This is a genomic window from Gemmatimonadota bacterium (assembly GCA_016719105.1).
Lineage (GTDB): Bacteria > Gemmatimonadota > Gemmatimonadetes > Gemmatimonadales > Gemmatimonadaceae > SCN-70-22.
Genome location: JADKAQ010000046.1, coordinates 438,197 through 456,500 on the forward strand (window position 1 = coordinate 438,197; position 18,304 = coordinate 456,500).

An 18,304-nucleotide genomic window follows, 5' to 3' on the forward strand; every position below is an offset into this window, starting at 1 on the left:
CACCGTCGACCTCGCCCGGGACCGCGCCTTGTCCATTGCTCCCTCCGCCAGGAACCGTCAGGAGGCCTCGCCCTGTCGAGGCTCCCTGCAGCTTCTGGCGCCGGACGGGGCGCCGAGCGGACATCGAGGCGCGCGACGGGACGCACTCGGCCGCCTTCGCCTCGCGTGGGGTCAGCGCGCGAGGGCGTCGCGGCTCCAGGTGACGAGCAACCGGTCGGCCATTCCCCACGTCGCGTAGCGCCGGCAACTCTCCCCCTCGCTTTCCGACGGGCGTGTTGGCGACGCAGCTCCGGCGCCGAGCGGACGTGCCGCGCGCACGCTCGCCACGAAGTGCCCGCAACGCGCGCCGGCGACGGATGGGTGCGTCGACGGGAGTGCGTGCGCAAAGAGGGCGCTCGCCGAGTCGAACCGCCCCACCGCCGTCGCGGCGTCTCCACGCGCCAACGCGCTCATCCCCTGCCAGAACTCCAGCTCGGCGCGGTACAGGTGCAACGGCGGCAGGTGCAAACGCAGGACGGGGTCGGCATCGTCGATGGCGCGCGCCCCCTCGACCGTGCGCCCCATGCCTAACAGGATGCGTGCCCGCTGCAGTTCAATGAAGGCGATGGCCTCGGGCGGCGGCGCCGACGTCGGCGCCGCCCGGTGCCAGGCGATCACGGTATCGAAGCGCGCCAGCCCTTCGGCATGTCTCCCCCGGGCCGCGGCGATGAGGGCCAGGTTGCGCTGGGCATTCCCCACCTCGTCGTGGCGGCTGGAGCGCGTGGCCCGGTAGATGTCCAGCGCCTCGCGCCCCAGCGAGTCGGCGACGTCCAGGTCGCCAAGGTGTGCGCGCAGCACGGCGTAGTTGGCCAGCTGCGTGACCGATCGCGACGGCGCCCCGGCGTCGTCGGTGCCCCCCGCAGCGCTCAACGCCATGGTCACCCGGGTCAGCGAGTCGGCCCGGTGATAGTCACCCGAGTTGGTGAGGGCCACCGTGAGGTTGCGAAGCACGGTCAGGCGGATCGGGTGCCCTGCGGGGAGGAGGCGCTCGACGAGGGTCTGAGATGCCTCGTACAGCGACTGCGCCTCCCGCGGGCGCAACGACAGCCACCGGCCCGCGAGCGCATTGAAGGTCCCCGCCAGTTGCAACGAATCGTCGTGCGTGCGCACCTGCCGCACCGCCGACAGCGTATCGAGGAGGGCCCGGTGTCGCGACGGATCGTTCGTCACGCCGATCAGGTCCTGCCACGCAGCGACCACGTCGCCCTGGGCCACGCCGGGGAGACGGCGCATCCGCGCGAGCGACGCCAGCAGCATCGGCCGCGCGGCGTCGCTCCCGTCGACGAAGAGCGTGGCGCGCGCGAGGTCGTGATAGGCGCCCGCCACGTCCACGTGATCGTCCGTCCCGGCCTGACGGCGTGCCGACTGCCACGCGCGCTCGAGGAGCGCCTTCGCGCGAAGGTATTCGCCGCGTGCCAGCCGCATGCGCCCGAGCACGCGCCACATGCGCGCCTGAACCGCGGGCTGCGCGGTGAGCGCATCCACGCGCTGTTCTCCATCGTCGATCAGCGCCGCCACCCGCATGGTGTCGCCACGCGGTACGAGCAGCGGATTGGCCCGATCGAACAGGTCGGTGAGGAGCGCGATGGCCGCTTCGGCGGAGGCGCGCTCACGCTCGCTGCGGTCGCGCTCGCGCGTGAGGCGCCGCGCCTGCAGCGTTGCCACCACCGACGACGTGGCGAGCGTAGCCAGCAGGAGCGCCCCCGCGATGGCCAGGCTCCGGTTTCGCCCGAGGAACTTGCGCACACGGTACCCGACCCGGTCGGGTTGGGCCATCACCGCCATCCCGTCCAGATAGCGCTGCACGTCCTCGCCGAACTGCCCCGCCGACTGGTAGCGTCGTTCGGGCTCGCGCCGCAGCGCCATGAGCACGATGCGATCGAGGTCGCCGCGCAGCTGCCGAGCCACGGCTCGATCCCCCACGACCGCACTCGGCGACGGAGGCGTGCCGTGCAGGATCTCCTGCTCCAGCGAGCGGCCCTGCTGCACACCGCGCTGCCAGGGACGGCGCCCCGTGAGCAGCTCGAAGAGCAGGATGCCCAACGCATACACATCGGTTGCCGTCGTCACCCCCTCGTCGGCCAACTGCTCCGGCGCGGCGTGCTCGGGCGTGAGGAGGCGCACGTTCGTGCGGGTGCGCCGCTCGGAGCCCGATGGTGACGCGTCGTCATCGAGCAGCTTGGCGATGCCGAAGTCGAGCAGGTGTATCCCGCCGTCCGTATCGACCAGGATGTTGGACGGCTTGAGGTCGCGATGCACCACCAGGCGCGCGTGGGCAAACTGCACCGCTGCCGCTACACGGCCAAAGAGGCGCAGCCGAGCATCGAGCGGCTGCACACCTCGCTGCACGTACGTGGTGATCGGCTCGCCGACCACGAGCGGCATCACCAGGAACGGGCGCCCGTCCGCCGTCTCGCCACCGTCGAGGATCGGGACGATGTCGGGATGCACCAGGCGCGCTAGCAATTGCCGTTCTGCCTCGAAGCGGCGCGTGAACTCGGCCGAACGCAGCGTGGGGCGCAGGACCTTGAGGGCCACCGTCTGTCCGAAGCCACCGGTCACGCGCTCGGCACGATACACCTCGGCCATCCCCCCTTCAGCGTGCAACGCGTCGATGCGATAGGCCCCCGCGTGCGTACCCGGGGTCAGGCTCCCGTGCGTCGTGGCTTCGGCAGGTGCAACGAACCGCCGTTCGAACTGCAACTCTCCGGCGTCCTCGTGCGCGCCGAGCATCTCGAGCCCCTCGTGGAGGAGCGCCACGTCATCGTGAAGTGCACGCTCCATCGCTCCACGACGCTCGGAGGGGGCAAGCTCGAGCCCATCGGCAAAGGCGATGGAAAGACGTTCCCACTGCGCGGACGTGAGCGACACGAGCAACGAGGGATCGGGGTGGTTCGGCGGCGTGGGTGATGAGGGCGGCGACCTGCGCATTCCCTCACGAGTTCTGGCGCCGGACGCGCTCGCCAGGGGACACGCAGGGGCGGCGTCCAGCAATCAGGTCATGAAACCGAGGTCGCGCGCGATCTCCTTTCGCAACCAGGCGCGCGCCGAGACCCACTCGCGCTGAACCGTCTTGGTCGAGACGCCGAGCAGCTGGGCCGTCTCTTCCACGGAGAGCCCGCCAAAGAAGCGGTGCTGGATGACCTCGACGCCACGCGCACTCACGCGCCCCAGTCGTTCGAGTGCGTCATCGAGCGCGACGAGCTCGTCCGCCTCCGACTCGCTCAGGAAGAGCGATTCCTCCGCCTCCTCGAGCGAGACCTGCTCGCCGCCGGCGCCACGCTTGAGTCGATGCCGGCGACGAGCATGATCGACGAGGACGCGCCGCATGGTGTTGGAGGCCGCGGCGAAGAAGCGGGGGACGTCTTCGCGAGGCAGCCCGTACTGTGCCGACAGGCGCAGCCATGCCTCGTGGACGAGTGCAGTCGTCCCCAGCGTGTGCGGCCTGCGCTCACCCCGCAGGTGGCAATGCGCCATGGCACGCAACTCGTCGTAGAGTTGCGGGACGAACACGTCCAGTACTGGTGGGTTCGACGTCGCCGTCATGTGCAATTCCCCCGGTTCGTCCCGAAGGTGCGGCCGCCGGGGGAACGGCGCTAGACGTGCGGCGCTAGTGCGACAATCCCGGCGCCCGCGAAGCGCGTAAGCGCGTGAGGCACATCGAGCGCAGTGGGGTCAGCGTCATCGAACGAGATTCTCGATGACGCTGACCCCAGTTGCCGCCCCGACCGGTGCACGGCCCCGCTCGCCTACCTCACGGCCACGGCAGCGGAATCACCTGGAAGCGCGACCGGCTGGCCGGCTCATCCTCGCCGGCGAAGTAGCGCGCGATCTCCCGCCGTGCACTCGCCCGCAGCGCCTGGTCGGCCGGCGCTCCACCACTCATCGCCGCAATCGCCGCGTCGAGCTGCTGCAGCTCCCACTCGGCCCCCTGCCGCACGTCCGCCAGCGCCTGCTTGTCGCCGGCGCGGTCGAGGAGCGTGTTGAGCACCACGCGTTGCACCGCGCGCCGCAACGCCTGATCGTTAGGCTCCCCGCTCGCGGCGGCCCCCCACGTACGCTCGACCACGCCATGCAGCACCTGCGCCAGCGTCGGCAACGACGCATCACGCGCCGAGAACTGCGCCACGCGCGCCAGGCGCTCACGGTGCATGATCCCTTCGATCACCTCGGTCGCGAGGCCGCCCGCGAGCGAGATCTGGTCGAATGACGTGCCACCGGCCGACCCGATCCACGCCAGCGCATCGTCCCCGCCAAACGGCACGGGGGGAATGAGCTTCATCACGCGCTCCGGGACGGCGAGCGCCGCGGGCTCCAAGGCGTCGAGCGCCATGCCCAGCGCCTTCTCCTGCTGCGCCGCCGGAATGATCGTCGTCGGGATCTGCCCGTCGCCGCGCATCGCGTAACGGAAGTCCATCCCGCCGATGTTCTTGATCAATCCCTCCAACGAATAGCGGTGGTGCAGGTACACATGCGTGAAGCGCATGTTGAGCAGGTACATCGGCTCACCCGGCTTGATGGCACGCTCGTCGAACTTGTCGATGAGCAGCTTGCGCACCCCGGCAGTCCGTTCAACGGCGTCGAACATCGTCTTCCCTTCCACCCAGCGCGTCACTTCGGGGATCGAGCCCTCGGCTCCCGCATCCTGGTCGGCGACGAAGCGCACGTTGCGATCGAGCATCTCCTTGACCGTCTTCGCCAGCCCGGCACGTTCGCTCGCCTCGTCGGGATACCAGCGATAGCCGTAGCGGATCGCCAGCGAGTCCCACGCCCCGGCAAAGGGCGCGTAGGCCTTGGAGAGGTCCAGGTTCCCCTTCGCATCGACCGTCACGAGCGGGAAGGGATAGTCCATCACGCTCGTGCGCCCCTGTGAATGGGCGATGTAGTTGTGCGAGAGCCCGATCGTATGCCCGATCTCGTGCGCCGCGTGCTGCCGGCGACGCGACATGGCGAACGCCTCGGCGCTCACGTTGAGCCCGTTGGGACCGGCGGCCGGGAGCATCCCTGCATAGATGTTGTAGTCGACCAGCGACCGCCACGCGTCCATGCGCACCACGGTGCGCAGGATCTCGCCCGTGCGCGGATCGCTCAGCGACGGACCGACGCTGGGGCCGGGGCCATTGCGGTGGATCCAATACATCATGCTGTAGCGCGCATCCATGGGGTCGGCCCCCGACGGCAGGTCGCGCACGCTGAAGGCGTTCTTGAATCCCGCGCCCTCCATCACCTTCCCCCACCAGTTCCCCCCTTCGCGCAGCGCGGTGCGATACGGCTCGGGGATCCCGGGATCGAGGTAGTAGATGATGGGCTTCACCGGCTCGACCAGCTCACCGCGCGCGTACGCCGCCGGATCCTTCGGGACGAGGCGCCACCGGTTGATGTAGCCGTCGCCGTACGTCCCCTGGAACGTCTGGGCGAAGTCGAAGAAGCGCGGGCCGAAGAATCCGGCGCGCGGATCGGCCTCGCGCGGGCGCCACCCGTTGGCTTCGGGGAGCGCCACGAGCGAGTGGTGCAGCTCGAAGGTCGGCGACGCCGCGTCGGGCGCGGCACGCCGCAGCACCGCGCCGGGGTTGTCGACACCGAAGGTCAGCACCGCGTGGATCTCGGTATTGAGCGGGAAGCCCCGGGTGCGCGCCGCGTCGATCCAGCTGCGGTTGGCGTCGACCCGCGCGTTGCCTCCCTGCGATCGGCGCACCGACTCGGCGATGCCATACGTATCCGACAGAAACAACGACGTCGCGTCGGCGGTCACCGTCCCGTTGGCCTCCCCTTCGATCGGGAAGGAGGCAACGACCGACGTGGGGAAGGCCTCACGCGCCGCGCGCATCCCCGCCTCGTCGGCGCCTAACGCGCGCACGCTCCAGTTGTCGCGCACGAGGACGAGCCGCTTGCCGCGTCGCTCGAGGCGCACGACGGCGCTCCCCCCGGTCTGTCCACGGTCGAGTCCCAGCGCCCCGACACCACCACCCGTGGCAAGGACGGTCTGGTGCAGGAAGTCCTTCCCGATGCGATCGGGGGTGACTTCGAGCAGGACCTTGTTGCGGTCTGCATCGACGCGCACGCCGATGAAGGGACGCTCCTGGGCGTAAAGCACGCGTGGCGCTACCGCCGTGATGCCGAAAGCCAGCGCGGCAGCCGCGCCGAGTCGCAGGGTGTGACGCATGAGGGTTGATTGGAGTGGCAGGATGTGCGAGCAGTTCAGGAGGCGCAGACTCAGATGTCGCCGTCTCTTCAACGTTTGCCCGGGCGAGATCGCTGGCCGTTTCCCCCGTGATCCTCCGTGTGACCCCCGTGCCCCCCGTGTCAAAGCTCTACACGGGGGTTCACGGGGGCTTCACGGGGGATCACAGAGGACGCTACTTGCGCTTCAGCATGTTGTTCTGTGAACCACCGTCCAGGCGCACCGCCGTGATCGTCCCCGCACTGTCGGTGAAGACGAAGCGGACGCCGCCCCAGACGAAGGTGTTGTTCCCCACATGGGTCAGCATCCGCTTGCTGCCACGGAACTGCGCCGACACGGCGCCGTTCTCGACCACGATCGTCAGCGACTGCGGCCCACCGCGCCCGCGCCCCGTGAATGTCCCCGCATAACGACTCGCCTCTCCCACGATCGGCGTCGACGTGACCGCCTTTCGCCCGAGCACTGCCTCGGCGATCGCCTCCGAGGTCTCCGACGGCCCTGAAGGCCCCGAGACGTTGTACAGCACGATGATGCTCAGCGAATCGTCGGGGAAGTAGAGGTTGTCCGACGTCCATCCGTTGATCCCGCCCCCGTGGTGAATGGAGCGGTGCCCCACGACCGGCGTGAAGGCGAGCCCCTTCGCGTAGCCCACGCGCGTCCCGTCGTTGAGCGTGTCCGGCGTGGTCAACTGGCGGTAGGCGTCGGCGCCGAGGATCGTGCGCGAGCGGTGCAGCGCGGTGTTCCACGCCACCAGGTCGCGCGCCGTGCTGCATAACGAGCCGGCGGCATACGGCCAGACGTGGCTCAGCGGGCGCTTCTGGATCGGGCCGTTGCTGCCGCCCCAGTCGTAGCCGGTGGTCTTGTTGGGCGTGATGGTGACGTCACTGCAGTAGTGCGACGCGGTCATCCCCGCGGGTTCGAAGAGGTGCTTCTTCACGTAGTCGGCGTACGACTTCCCGCTCGCCTTCTCCACGATCATCCCCGCGAGGAAGAAGGCCGAGTTGTTGTAGATCTGCTCCTCGCCGGGCTCGAAGTCGTATGGCCACTTTGCGATCACCTGCAGGATCGAATCCTTGGCGAGGGCGAACGGCATGAGGGCGCGCGCCTCGGGGATCTCGGTGTAGCCGCGGATCCCGGAGGTGTGGTCCAGCAGGCGGCGGACGGCAATGCGACGCCCCTTGGTGTTGAATTGCGGCACCCACTTCGAGATGTCGTCGTCGAGCGAGAGCTTCCCCTGCTCCACCAGCTGCATAATCGCGGCGCCGGTGAACTGCTTGGTGACCGAGCCGATCTCGTAGATGGCGTTAGGCGGCGTGGCCACGCCCAGTTCGAGGTTGGCCTTGCCGTACCCCTTCACGGCAATGGTGTCGCGCCCGCGCACGACGGCGATGGAGGCACCGACCACCTGCCCGCCAGCGATGGCGGCATTCATGATCGAGTCGATGCGCGCCACGAGGGCGGGGCGCGAGGCGCCCTGCGCCGCCAGCGCGGAGTCGGCGAGGGGGGCGGCCACGAGCGCCGCGACGGCAAGTAGACTGGATCTCATCGAACGAGCCTGGCGTGAGGGTGGGGCGAGCCGAATCACGGGGCACAATATGCGCCCCGACTGGCGGCCGCGTCACACTCCCGCTCCCCAATTGCACCATCAGGCCGTCGGCGCACCACCGGCGCACCCACCGGCCGCCCCCCCCGACTGTCCCCCGCGCTGCAACCGGCACATACTCTCCGCATGTCCACTCGCCGCGATTTCGTCCGCAGCGCCGCGCTGGCCTCCGCCGCCTCGCTCGCCGCCTCCGTCCCCGCCGCCGCCGCGCCGCTCGATGAGGGCGAAGCGCGCGCGCTCCTCCGCGAACCGCTCGCGCCGCCCCTAGGACACCCCGACGAGGCCGCGCGCGACGAAGGGTATTGGCGCAAGGTCGCCGCCCGCTATCGCGTGCTCGGCGGGACGACGAACCTCGAGGCGGGCTACTTCGGCATGATGGCAACGCCAGTCCTCGAGGCCTACCACCGCCACATCGACCGCGCCAACCGCGCCAGCTCGTACTTCGCGCGCCGAGAGTACCCGGCCCTCTTCGCCGGCGCGCGCGACCGGGTGGCGGCAGCGTTAGGCGCCCAGCCCTCCGAGGTCGCCCTCTCCCGCGGCGCCACCGAGGCACTGCAAGCACTCATCGGCCAATACAACGGGGTGAAGGCCGGCGAGACGGTGCTTTACGCGGACCTCGACTACAACGCCATGCAGTGGGCGATGAACGCGCTCGCCCAGCGCACAGGCGCGACGGTCGCGCGCTTTGACATCCCCGAGCCGGCCACCTACGACAACGTCATCGCCGCCTACGCCGCCGCGCTCGACGCCAACCCGCGCACCAAGCTGCTCCTCCTCACGCACTGCAACAACAAGACGGGGCTCGTCATCCCCGTGAAGGAGATCACCGCCCTCGCCCACGCACGCGGCGTCGACGTCGTCGTCGACGCGGCGCACTCGTTCGGGCAGATCCCGGTCTCGCTCGCCGACCTCGGCGCCGACTTCGTCGGGATCAACCTGCACAAGTGGATCGGCGCCCCCGTAGGGGCCGGCGCGCTCTACATTCGCCAGGGAAAGCTCGACCGCATCGACCGCGCGCACGCCGACGAGAGCGCCCCCATCACCAGCATCAACTCGCGCATCCACACGGGGACGACACACTTCGCCATCGTCATGACCATCCCCGACGCGCTCGACTTCCACGCGTCGATCGGGATCGAGGCCAAGTCGGCGCGCCTGCGCTTCCTGCGCGATCGCTGGGCGATCCCGGCGCGCCAGGTCGCTGGAGTCGACATTCTCACCCCCGACGACCCGCGCATGGTCGGGTCGCTCACCGCCTTCCGCCTCAAAGGGCGCGGCGATCGGGAGTTCAACCAGGGGATCGCCCGCACGCTGCTCGACGACTTCGGGATCTTCACCTTCCCGCGGACGGGGCTGGCGAAGGGCGATTGCGTGCGCGTCACGCCGGCGCTGTACAACGCCCCGGCCGATGCGGACCGGTTGGTCGCGGCGCTGCGAGTGCTCGCCGCACGATGAGGGCTCGCTGTACGCGTGCCACCGGCGGTGCGTTGCTGCCCGTCATCGCCAGTTGCAACGCCGTGGGAGAATCGACGCTGGGGAACGACGCGATCACAGACCACATGACCTGCGTCCCCAGCCCCGGGCGCTTCTCCCTCGACACGGGGCTTCCGGCCGTCCGGCAGGCGGCGGACACCGGCATCACCGAGTTTTCCTTTCGCGATGTGGCCACGACGGTCCGCGGGCACCACAGAGAGCCGGTCGCCATCAACGAGTGACGAGGTGACCTCCCCGTGACCGGGCGCTGACGTCACCGAGACAACCGAGAGGGAGCATTCGCGATTCGGAGGGTCCCGAGTCGCGACGCGACGACGGACGCCGAACGCGTCTCACCCCCCTCTCCGTCTCGCCATGCCCCCCCGCTTCGCCACCGCCACGCGCGCCCTGTTGCTCACACTGCTCGCGGTGAGCGCCGCGGCGTGCGGCGACGACGAGCCGGGCGCTCCCGTCGCCCCGACATCCCCCACGCTCACAACGCTCTCCGTCGTGGTGACTGCGGCCTCCATGGAAGCGGGCCAGACCGCGACGGCATCCGTTGTGGGGCTCGACCAATCGGGCAACCAACTGACGGTGGGGACCGTGACGTGGACGTCGAGCAGCGCGACGGTCGCCACGATCACCTCCAACGGTGTCGTGACGGCGACCGGCGGCGGCACCACGCAGATCACCGCGACGGTCGACGGAAAGACCGCGCAGCAGCCGCTCACCGTCACCGTCGCGCCAGCGGTGCGGATCAACGAGGTCGAGTCCAACGGCGGCATCCCGGGTGACTGGGTGGAACTCTACAATCCCACCGCCGCCTCGGTGAACATCGGGGGCTGGCGTCTGCGCGACAACGACTCCACGCGCACCTTTCGCTTCCCCGAAGGGACGGTGATCCCGCCCGGCGGCTACTTCGTCGCCGAGGAAGCGCTGTTCGACTTCGGGCTCGGCGCGGCCGACGAGGTGCGCCTGCTGTCAAGATTTGGAGTCCCCGTCGACCAGTACAGCTGGACCAGTCACGCGACCTCGACCTACGGGCGCTGCCCCACGGCGAGCAGCGGCTTCGTGACGACCACCAGCGTCACCAAGGGCGAGGCCAACGATTGTCGTCCCATGGTGAAGGTCAACGAAGTCGAGTCCAACGGCGGGACGCCGGGCGACTGGATCGAGCTGTACAACGCCGGGACGACGGTCATCGACCTCTCGAACTTCCTGGTCAAGGACAACGACGACACGCGGACCACGCGCCTTCCCGCGGGCTCGACGATCGCCCCCGGGGCCTTCTTCCTCATCGAGGAGGCGACGCTCGGCTTCGGCTTGGGCGCTGCCGATGCCGCCCGCCTGTACGATGCCTCCGGCGTCCTGATCGACAGCTACAGCTGGACGGCGCACGCGACGACCAGCTACGGACGGTGTCCCGACGGGTCGGGTGGCTTCACCACCACCACGGCCGTCACCAAGGGGAGCGCCAACGACTGCCGGGCCGCCGTGAAGATCAACGAGGTGGAGTCGAGCGGCGGCGTTCCCGGTGATTGGATCGAGTTGTACAACACCGGGCTCACGCCGCTCGACCTGTCGGGCTTCCTGGTGAAGGACAACGACGACACGCGGACGACAACGCTTCCTGCCGGGACGACGATTGCGCCTGGCGGCATCTACGTCATCGAGGAGACGGTGCTCGGCTTTGGCCTAGGTGCCGCCGACGCCGCGCGCCTGTACGACCGCAACGGGGCGCTGCTCGACAGCTACACCTGGACCGCGCACGCCACCACGACGTACGGGCGCTGCCCCGACGGGACCGGCACCTTCACCACCACATCGGCCCCGACCAAGGGAGCACCGAACGATTGCGGGGGCGGCGGCGGGGGCGGCGGCGGAACGCCGGCCGCGACCTGGCCGGGGAGCGACGACGTGCGCACCGTCGACGGGACGAGCGTCTTCGGCGGGAACATGAGCGGGCTGACGTACGAGCCCGCCGCGGGCGCGCAGCCGGCGGTGCTGTGGGCGGCGCGGAACGGTCCGGGGGCGCTCTTCCGCCTCGTGTCGCGCGGCGGGACCTGGACGCCCGACACCGCCAACGGGTGGGGGAGTGGAAAGGGGCTGCGCTACACCGACAACACGGGCGACGCCGACGCCGAAGGCGTCACGTTCGCGGGGACCGGCTCGACCGGTGGCCTCTATGTCGCGAGTGAGCGCAACAACGCCGCCAACTCCGTCAGCCGCAACAGCATCCTTCGCTTCGACCCCGCCCAGGCAGGCGCGACGCTGCGAGCCACCAACGATTGGAACATCACCGGCGACCTCCCGGCCGTCGGCGCCAACCTCGGGATCGAGGCGATCACCTGGATCCCAGACTCCATGCTCGTCGCCCGCGGCTTCCGCGACGAATCCAAGGGACGCGCGTACGCGCCGTCCGACTACCCGGACCACGGCACGGGCCTCTTCTTCGTCGGCGTCGAAGCCAACGGGACGATCTATGCCTACGCGCTCAATCACGTCACCAACGGCTTCACGCGCGTCGCCACCATCACCACCGGCTACCCGGGAGTGATGGGGCTCGAGTACGACCGCGAAACCGGGTACCTGTGGGCCACCTGCGATGACGGGTGCGGCAACATCGCCGGCGTGCTGGAGCTCGATGTCGCGGCCGGATCATCCACGCGCGGGACCTTCCTCGCACCGCGTCGATTCGCCCGTCCAACCACGATGCCGAATATCAACAACGAGGGCTTTGCCTTCGCCCCCGGGGCGGAGTGCGTCGCGGGACGAAAGCCCGTCTTCTGGGCCGACGATAGCGAGACCGGTGGGCATGCAATCCGCGCCGCCTCCATACCGTGCGGTGCGATTTCGTCATCGCTCCTGTCACCCTTCACGGTGCCGAGGCGACTACCGTAATCACGGCGCACTGGCGGGCGGTCGCCTTCGCTCGCCACGGGGAGTAGCAGAGGCAGTTGCACAGGCAGTGACGGAGCGGGCGCACGCGTGCAGATTGAGCGCGTGCCCCGCTTCCGCCCCCTCGCTCAATTCCGTGCGCGCGCGCGCATAGGCGTCCGGGTGCTGTCGATCGGGCGCCTTCCGCCCACGCCAGTCCCGTCATGACCGCTCCCCGCGCACACTACCACATTGCCGCCATCCCCGGCGACGGGATCGGCGTCGAAGTCCTCCCCGAGGGAATTCGTGTCGTCGATGCCGTGGCCCGGCGCCACGGCATCACCATCGACTGGCAGCACAAGGCGTGGGCCAGCTGCAACTGGTACCTCGAGCACGGCGCGATGATGCCCGACGACTGGCACGCGCAACTGGCCCCGCTCGACGCGATCTTCTTCGGTGCCGTCGGCTGGCCCGCCACCGTTCCCGACCACATCTCGCTCTGGGGCTCGCTCCTCAAGTTCCGCCGCGCCTTCGACCAGTACGTGAACCTGCGCCCGTGCCGCCTCATGCCGGGCGTCCCGTCGCCGCTGGCCAATCGTGCACCTGGCGACATCGACTTCTACGTGGTGCGGGAGAACACCGAAGGCGAGTACTCCAGCATCGGCGGCCGCATCTTCGAGGGGACGGATCGCGAGATGGTGATGCAGGAGACGGTGATGACGCGCACCGGCGTCGACCGCGTGCTGCGTTACGCCTTCGACCTCGCCCAGCGCCGCCCCAAGCGCCACCTCACCTCGGCGACCAAGAGCAACGGCATCGCCATCACCATGCCGTACTGGGACGAGCGGGTGGTCGCGATGGCGGCGGACTTCCCCGACGTGCGCGTCGACAAGTACCACATCGACATCCTCACGGCCCACTTCGTCCTGCACCCCGACTGGTTCGACGTCGTCGTGGCCAGCAACCTGTTTGGCGACATCCTCTCCGACCTCGGGCCCGCGTGCACGGGGACGATCGGGATCGCGCCCAGCGGCAACATCAATCCCGAGCATCGCTTTCCGTCGTTGTTCGAACCCGTGCACGGCTCGGCTCCCGACATCGCCGGCCAGGGGATTGCCAACCCGATCGGGATGATCTGGTCGGGGGCGCTCATGTTCGACCACCTGGGGCACGCCGAGGCGGCGGCAGAGATCGTCGCAGCGATCGAGCGCGTGCTCGCCGATCCCGCGGCGCCGCGCACGCGCGACATGGGAGGGACAGCGTCGACGGTGGAGATGGGGAAGGCCATCGCCGCCGCCATCTAGCACGCGTGCCTGACGAGTCGGCACGGCCAGCGCCGCACGACGACTGGCTCTGGGGGTGGGACCCGACGCCGGGGATCGTTTCGGTGTGGGGCGAAGCGAGCGGGCGCGTGGCGATCTGGCGCCGGCTCCCAGACACCGGGATGCTCGTGCGCGAGAACGTGCGCTTTCGCCCGTGGCTCCTGCTCGCGCGCCTCGACGACCTGCGCCACCTGGGCGACCATCTCGTCCCCGCAGGGCGTGGCACGGCGCGCGGTGCCGGGCACGTGACCTGGCGCGAGCTCGAGGGGAACGGCGAATTGCGCTACCTGGTCCGCGCCCACGACCTCCCCACGATCACCAACGCCGTGCTGCAGGGAGCGTCGCGCCGGCTGGGGCAGCGCGTGCGCCACGTGCGCGACCTGGGCGACGCCGAGGTGCTCGCCCTCTCACCCGAGGAGCAGTACCTGGTCGCCACCGGGCGCACCTACTTCCGCAACCTCACCTTCGACCAGCTGCACCGGTTGCAGTTCGACCTCGAGACGACGGGGCTCGATGCGTCGCGCGACCGGATCTTCATGGTCGCGGTGCGGCATCCGTCAGGTGCAGTCGAGGTGCTGGAGGCGCCGAGCGTCGACGACGCGGGCGAGGCGTCGCTCATCCGTACGCTCGTGGCGACGATTGCCCACGCCGATCCCGACGTGATCGAGAACCACAACCTGCACGGTTTCGACCTCCCCTTCCTGCACCAGCGCGCCCGGCGCCTCAAGGTCCCGCTCGCGCTCGGGCGCATCGGGTCGCCCGGTTTTCGCGAGCGTGGGGCCATGCGCGGCGTGGCGCGCGAGGACGACGCCTCGCGCCGCATCCGCTATGTCATTCCCGGCCGTGAGCTCATCGACACGCTCGACGCCGTGCGCCGCCACGACTTCTCGGCGCGCGACCTCCCCGGCCACGGGCTCAAGGCGGTCGCGCGCCACTTCGGCCTCGCGCGCGACGACCGCGTCGAGATCCGCGGCGAGCGCATCTTCACCGTCTATCAGAGCGACCCCGATCGCGTTCGTCGGTATGCAACGTCCGACGTGGAGGAGGTGGCGGGGTTGTCGCAGTTGTTGGGCGGTGCCGCCTTCGCGCTCGCGCGCATGGCGCCACGCCGCTACGAGCGCCTCGCCGACGCCGGCGCCGCCACGGGGGTGATCGATCCCTTGCTGGTGCGCGCGTACCTGCGCGCGGGGGTCGCACTCCCCGCCCACGCCCCCGCCCCGGCCATCGAGCACACCGGCGCCGCGCTCCACCTGTTTGCCGCCGGCGTCGCACAGCGCGTGGTCAAGGCCGACGTGGCCTCGCTGTATCCGTCGCTCATGCGCGCCTATCGCATCGGCCCCGCGCGCGACCACCTGCAGGCGCTGCTCGCCCTCGTCGATGGACTCGTCAGGCAGCGGCTCGACGCCAAGGCGCTGGCCCGGCGCTTCCCCGCCGGTTCGCCCGAGCGCTTCACGCAGGAGGCCATCTCGGCGGCAATGAAGATCGTCGTCAACTCGGCCTATGGATACCTTGCGGCTGGCGGAGGGCTCACGCGCTTTGCCGATGTGGGGGCGGCCAACGAGGTCACGCGACGCGGGCGTGAGCTGCTCGACTTCCTCTGCCGCGAACTCGCGGCGCGCGGCGTCACCCTCCTGGAGGCCGACACCGACGGCGTCTACTTCGCGGTCCCCGAAGCGTGGACCGAAGCGGATGAGCGACGGGTGGTGGCGGAAGTCGCTGCGCTCCTCCCGGCGCTGGTGCAGCTCGAGTTCGAGGGGCGCTATGCCGCGATGCTGTCGCACGAGCCAAAGAACTACGCCCTCTTGACCTACGACGGCAAGCTCCTGCTGCGCGGCGTGGCGCTGCGCTCGAGTCGCGCCGAACCGTTTGCCAACGACTTCCTGGCGCGTGCGGTGGGGGCCCTGCTGCGCGGCGATGTCGAGCGGGTGCGCGCCGAGTACGTGGCGACGGTGGTGAAGTTGCGGGAGCGGGGCTACTCGACGTACGAGGTGTCGTCTCGCGTGCGGCTGACCAAGACTCCTGACGCGTACGCCGCCATTCGCGACAAGCGGCGCGAGCTCACCTACGAAGCGCTCCTGGCGAGCGGGCGCACGCGCTGGGGCGTGGGTGAGCGCGTGCGCGTGTACCGCACGGCAACGGGATACGGCGGCGTGGTGCGGGAGTACGATGCCGACGAAGTGCCGCCGCACGATGCCCGCGACTACGACGTGACGCACTACCTGCGCGTGCTGCGCGAGACCTACGCGGCGCGGTTGCAGCGCGCCTTCGCGCCGGGAGACTTCGCCGCGGTCTTCGCCGATCCCGAGCAGCCCTCGCTCTGGAGCACATCGCTGGCGGGGGTGCAGGCGGTGCTCACGCCGATGCGTTAGGCGTCGCCGGCCTCGCGCGCGGCCATCAGGTGCTTGCGTTCGTCGGTGTAGGCCCACCACACACGCGGCGGATCCCCATCCATGAAGCGCGTGATGCTCATGAGCGTGTCGAGGACGCACGGATCCTGGCGGGTGCGCGTGAGCTCACTCAACCGATCGTAGAGCTGCACCGGATCCTGCCCCTTGAGCTGCGCCGGGGCCGTGAAGCCGAGCAGCTCGAGATCCTTGGCGAAGGCCTTCCCGACGTTGGGAAGGTCGGTGAACGACTGCAGGTGGCGGCGGTCGACCTTGGCTGGGTTCATCTGAATCGCTCGAACGTATGAGGTCCCGACTACCGTACGCGCGCCACGCCGATCGTACTCGGTGCGCCCTTGGAAGGGTGGCGTACCCACGCCATCAGCGTCCCGCCGGGCGTGGTGGCGATCGTCGGGTGATGACCCTCTCCCTCCTCGGGCGAGGGGACGGGGATCAGGCGCGTTGCGCCATTCGGGTCGACGGCCACGCGCGCCACGAGCACACGCCGCGTCCCCTGGCCGATCTCGTCCCATGCGAGGAGCAGGTTACCGTTAGGCTCGGTGACGACCTGCGCGTGCCCGGGGAGTCCCTTGGTCGTGATGCGCTGGCGCGGTGAGAACGCGCGCCCGTCGGGCGAGACGGCGTGGTACATCACCATCTGCGAGACGTCTCCACCCTCTTGCGGGGTCACCCAGAAGACATGCGCGCGCCGCTGGCGGTCGATCGCCACCGTCGGTCCGTTGTCGGGGCAACCATCGAACTTCCATCGATCGTTGCTCACTCGCGCGGGCGCGGAGAAACGCTGTCCTCCGTCGCGCGAGGTCGCGATCGCAATGTCGCGCTCGTTGCCGGGAAAGACGTGTCGCCACACCACGTGGACGTCGTTCCCGACGGCGACCAGCGACGTCTTGCAGCAATAGCAGACGCTGCGGGCAATCTCCCTCGGTGCGTTGGCGCCGAGCGTCGTCACGAGGAGCGTCGAGAGGCCGGCCTTCTCTTCGGAGTCCGACATCTCGTGCGACGCGTGGGGCGCTGGCTGCTTCTCCGACTTGGCCGTCGCGCTCCCGGGCTCCCACTCGCGATGGTCGACCCACGCCACCACGACGCGCCCGCGCGGATCGACGGCGACCGACTCCCATCCGCGCGTCCCCGGTCCATCCGTCCCCGGAACTGCCGATGTCGCCCCAAAGCTGCGCGCCCCATCGGTGGAGCGCGCCATCAGCAGGCGCCAGGTTTTCCCCGCCGCTGTCGTCCAGATCACGGTGATCTCAGGTTCACCGTTCGAGCGAGGGATGAGGGCAATGCGCGGCGGCATCTCGCCATCCACCCGCGCCTGGCCCGCCACGCCGTTCACGCGCGCGGGAGGCGAGAAGGAGACACCGCCGTCGCGGCTCGCCGCGGCGTAGATGTCCGTGACGCCGGTCGTCGCCGCAGACCACGCCACGACCACGAAGTTGCCGCTGGCGGCGATGGAGACGTTATCGCTGGAGCGACCCTCCACCGAGAGCGTGGTCGGGCGCTCCTGCGCGCGAGCGGCAGCGCTCCAGGTGAAGACGACGACCGCGAACGATCGGCCGATCGCTGAAAGCCATCGAGAATCAGGAACCATGGCGTAAGCTCTTGGTGACGGCCCGGTGTGCGACCAGAGAGAGTCGGACGCGTGCGCAATGGAGCCGAGGAGCGGCGCCTACGGCGGCCGAGCGGGTGCCCCTGCAGTGCAGGATTGGTGAATATGCGCCGAAGTCGCGCGGCAGGAAGGTCGCGGGGATGCCTCGGACGCCTAGTGCGGCGGGTCCGGCGTGAAGAGCGCCTCGATGCGTTCGCCGAACAGCGACGCGATGCGAAAGGCCAGCGTGAGGCTCGGCTCGTAGCGCTCCGTCTCGATCGAATTCACCGTCTGGCGTGAGACGCCAAGCCGTTCCGCGAGTTCGGCCTGCGACCAGCCGCGTTGGGCGCGCATGCTGCGTAGCGCGTTCTTCATTGATAGCGGCGGCGAGCGATCGTGAGCCCCGCCGCATAGAAGATCGTGAGGAAGGGCCAGATGTGTCGGTAGCTCCAGTTGGCCGGATCGAGCGGGAGCGCGATCTCGAGCAGGGCGAGCGTCATGAACAGCACCAGCGACAGCGGGAAGGCCACGGCCAGTGCCTCGAGCTGGATGCGGCGCTCGAGTTCGTCCATCACACGCAGGGCGCGAATGAGCTCCACGAGGAGCCAGAGGAAGAAGGGGAGCGGGACGAGCGCGAGTGCGGCCCGCCAGCCCCCAGCGACCGGGGTGTCGAGGATGAGTCGAACGCCGACGTACGTGGCGCCCCACAGAGAAAAGCTGGTGACGATCCGCCAGCGGTTCGCGATGGAGTGGAAAGGGCGAGGGTGCGACATGCCGTGCTCTCGTGGGAGGGTCGAGGAGCATAGTAAAGCATGCTTT

Annotated in this window: 13 protein-coding genes; 5 read left to right on the plus strand and 8 right to left on the minus strand. The window is 69.6% G+C overall.

Going from position 1 to position 18,304, the window contains the following annotated elements:
* Positions 1–171 precede the first annotated feature (171 nt).
* The 4 genes from IPN47_25970 to IPN47_25985 form a co-directional block, all read right to left on the minus strand.
* Positions 172–2,910, minus strand: coding sequence for a protein kinase (locus IPN47_25970; protein MBK9411429.1), 2,739 nt, complete (start codon positions 2,908–2,910; stop codon positions 172–174).
* A gap of 123 nt (positions 2,911–3,033) precedes the next feature.
* Positions 3,034–3,585, minus strand: coding sequence for a sigma-70 family RNA polymerase sigma factor (locus tag IPN47_25975; protein ID MBK9411430.1), 552 nt, complete (start codon positions 3,583–3,585; stop codon positions 3,034–3,036).
* 208 nt (positions 3,586–3,793) lie between these two features.
* Positions 3,794–6,202, minus strand: a complete 2,409-nt coding sequence (locus tag IPN47_25980) for a zinc-dependent metalloprotease (protein MBK9411431.1) — start codon at positions 6,200–6,202, stop codon at positions 3,794–3,796.
* A 193-nt stretch (positions 6,203–6,395) separates the two neighbouring features.
* Positions 6,396–7,766 carry a beta-lactamase family protein gene (locus IPN47_25985; protein ID MBK9411432.1) on the minus strand — a complete coding sequence of 457 codons (1,371 nt, stop codon included), beginning with the start codon at positions 7,764–7,766 and terminating at the stop codon, positions 6,396–6,398.
* Positions 7,767–7,949: 183 nt separating this feature from the next.
* On the opposite strand from IPN47_25985, the gene IPN47_25990 reads away from it, so the two are divergent.
* From IPN47_25990 to IPN47_26010, 5 genes are all read left to right on the plus strand, one after another.
* Positions 7,950–9,278, plus strand: a complete 1,329-nt coding sequence (locus IPN47_25990; GenBank protein MBK9411433.1) for an aminotransferase class V-fold PLP-dependent enzyme — start codon at positions 7,950–7,952, stop codon at positions 9,276–9,278.
* Complete coding sequence (locus IPN47_25995) at positions 9,275–9,538, plus strand: hypothetical protein (GenBank protein ID MBK9411434.1); 264 nt, start codon at positions 9,275–9,277, stop codon at positions 9,536–9,538. The genes IPN47_25990 and IPN47_25995 overlap by 4 nt, the downstream gene beginning before the upstream one ends.
* Positions 9,539–9,671: 133 nt before the next feature.
* Positions 9,672–12,197 (plus strand): lamin tail domain-containing protein, encoded by a 2,526-nt coding sequence (locus IPN47_26000; GenBank protein MBK9411435.1) that lies wholly within the window; start codon positions 9,672–9,674, stop codon positions 12,195–12,197.
* A 200-nt stretch (positions 12,198–12,397) separates the two neighbouring features.
* On the plus strand, positions 12,398–13,477 hold the full coding sequence (locus tag IPN47_26005) for a tartrate dehydrogenase (protein ID MBK9411436.1): 1,080 nt from the start codon (positions 12,398–12,400) through the stop codon (positions 13,475–13,477).
* 5 nt (positions 13,478–13,482) lie between these two features.
* On the plus strand, positions 13,483–15,864 hold the full coding sequence (locus tag IPN47_26010) for a ribonuclease H-like domain-containing protein (protein ID MBK9411437.1): 2,382 nt from the start codon (positions 13,483–13,485) through the stop codon (positions 15,862–15,864).
* Here IPN47_26010 and IPN47_26015 read toward each other — a convergent pair.
* From IPN47_26015 to IPN47_26030, 4 genes are all read right to left on the minus strand, one after another.
* Positions 15,861–16,166 carry a helix-hairpin-helix domain-containing protein gene (locus IPN47_26015; protein MBK9411438.1) on the minus strand — a complete coding sequence of 102 codons (306 nt, stop codon included), beginning with the start codon at positions 16,164–16,166 and terminating at the stop codon, positions 15,861–15,863. The two genes, IPN47_26010 and IPN47_26015, sit on opposite strands and share 4 nt — an antisense overlap.
* Before the next feature lie 29 nt (positions 16,167–16,195).
* Positions 16,196–17,488 carry an exo-alpha-sialidase gene (locus IPN47_26020; protein ID MBK9411439.1) on the minus strand — a complete coding sequence of 431 codons (1,293 nt, stop codon included), beginning with the start codon at positions 17,486–17,488 and terminating at the stop codon, positions 16,196–16,198.
* Positions 17,489–17,659: 171 nt separating this feature from the next.
* On the minus strand, positions 17,660–17,860 hold the full coding sequence (locus IPN47_26025; protein ID MBK9411440.1) for a helix-turn-helix transcriptional regulator: 201 nt from the start codon (positions 17,858–17,860) through the stop codon (positions 17,660–17,662).
* On the minus strand, positions 17,857–18,258 hold the full coding sequence (locus tag IPN47_26030; protein MBK9411441.1) for a hypothetical protein: 402 nt from the start codon (positions 18,256–18,258) through the stop codon (positions 17,857–17,859). The genes IPN47_26025 and IPN47_26030 overlap by 4 nt, the downstream gene beginning before the upstream one ends.
* Between the last annotated feature and the right edge of the window lie 46 nt (positions 18,259–18,304).

Excerpts from the sequence above, each read along its gene's own strand:
- IPN47_26025 (MBK9411440.1), bottom strand. The coding sequence starts at position 17,860 with ATGAAGAACGCGCTACGCAGCATGCGCGCCCAACGCGGCTGGTCGCAG.
- IPN47_26005 (MBK9411436.1), top strand. The coding sequence starts at position 12,398 with ATGACCGCTCCCCGCGCACACTACCACATTGCCGCCATCCCCGGCGAC.
- IPN47_26030 (MBK9411441.1), bottom strand. The coding sequence starts at position 18,258 with ATGTCGCACCCTCGCCCTTTCCACTCCATCGCGAACCGCTGGCGGATC.
- IPN47_25995 (MBK9411434.1), top strand. The coding sequence starts at position 9,275 with ATGAGGGCTCGCTGTACGCGTGCCACCGGCGGTGCGTTGCTGCCCGTC.
- IPN47_25985 (MBK9411432.1), bottom strand. The coding sequence starts at position 7,766 with ATGAGATCCAGTCTACTTGCCGTCGCGGCGCTCGTGGCCGCCCCCCTC.
- IPN47_26015 (MBK9411438.1), bottom strand. The coding sequence starts at position 16,166 with ATGAACCCAGCCAAGGTCGACCGCCGCCACCTGCAGTCGTTCACCGAC.
- IPN47_25980 (MBK9411431.1), bottom strand. The coding sequence starts at position 6,202 with ATGCGTCACACCCTGCGACTCGGCGCGGCTGCCGCGCTGGCTTTCGGC.
- IPN47_25990 (MBK9411433.1), top strand. The coding sequence starts at position 7,950 with ATGTCCACTCGCCGCGATTTCGTCCGCAGCGCCGCGCTGGCCTCCGCC.
- IPN47_26020 (MBK9411439.1), bottom strand. The coding sequence starts at position 17,488 with ATGGTTCCTGATTCTCGATGGCTTTCAGCGATCGGCCGATCGTTCGCG.
- IPN47_26000 (MBK9411435.1), top strand. The coding sequence starts at position 9,672 with ATGCCCCCCCGCTTCGCCACCGCCACGCGCGCCCTGTTGCTCACACTG.
- IPN47_25975 (MBK9411430.1), bottom strand. The coding sequence starts at position 3,585 with ATGACGGCGACGTCGAACCCACCAGTACTGGACGTGTTCGTCCCGCAA.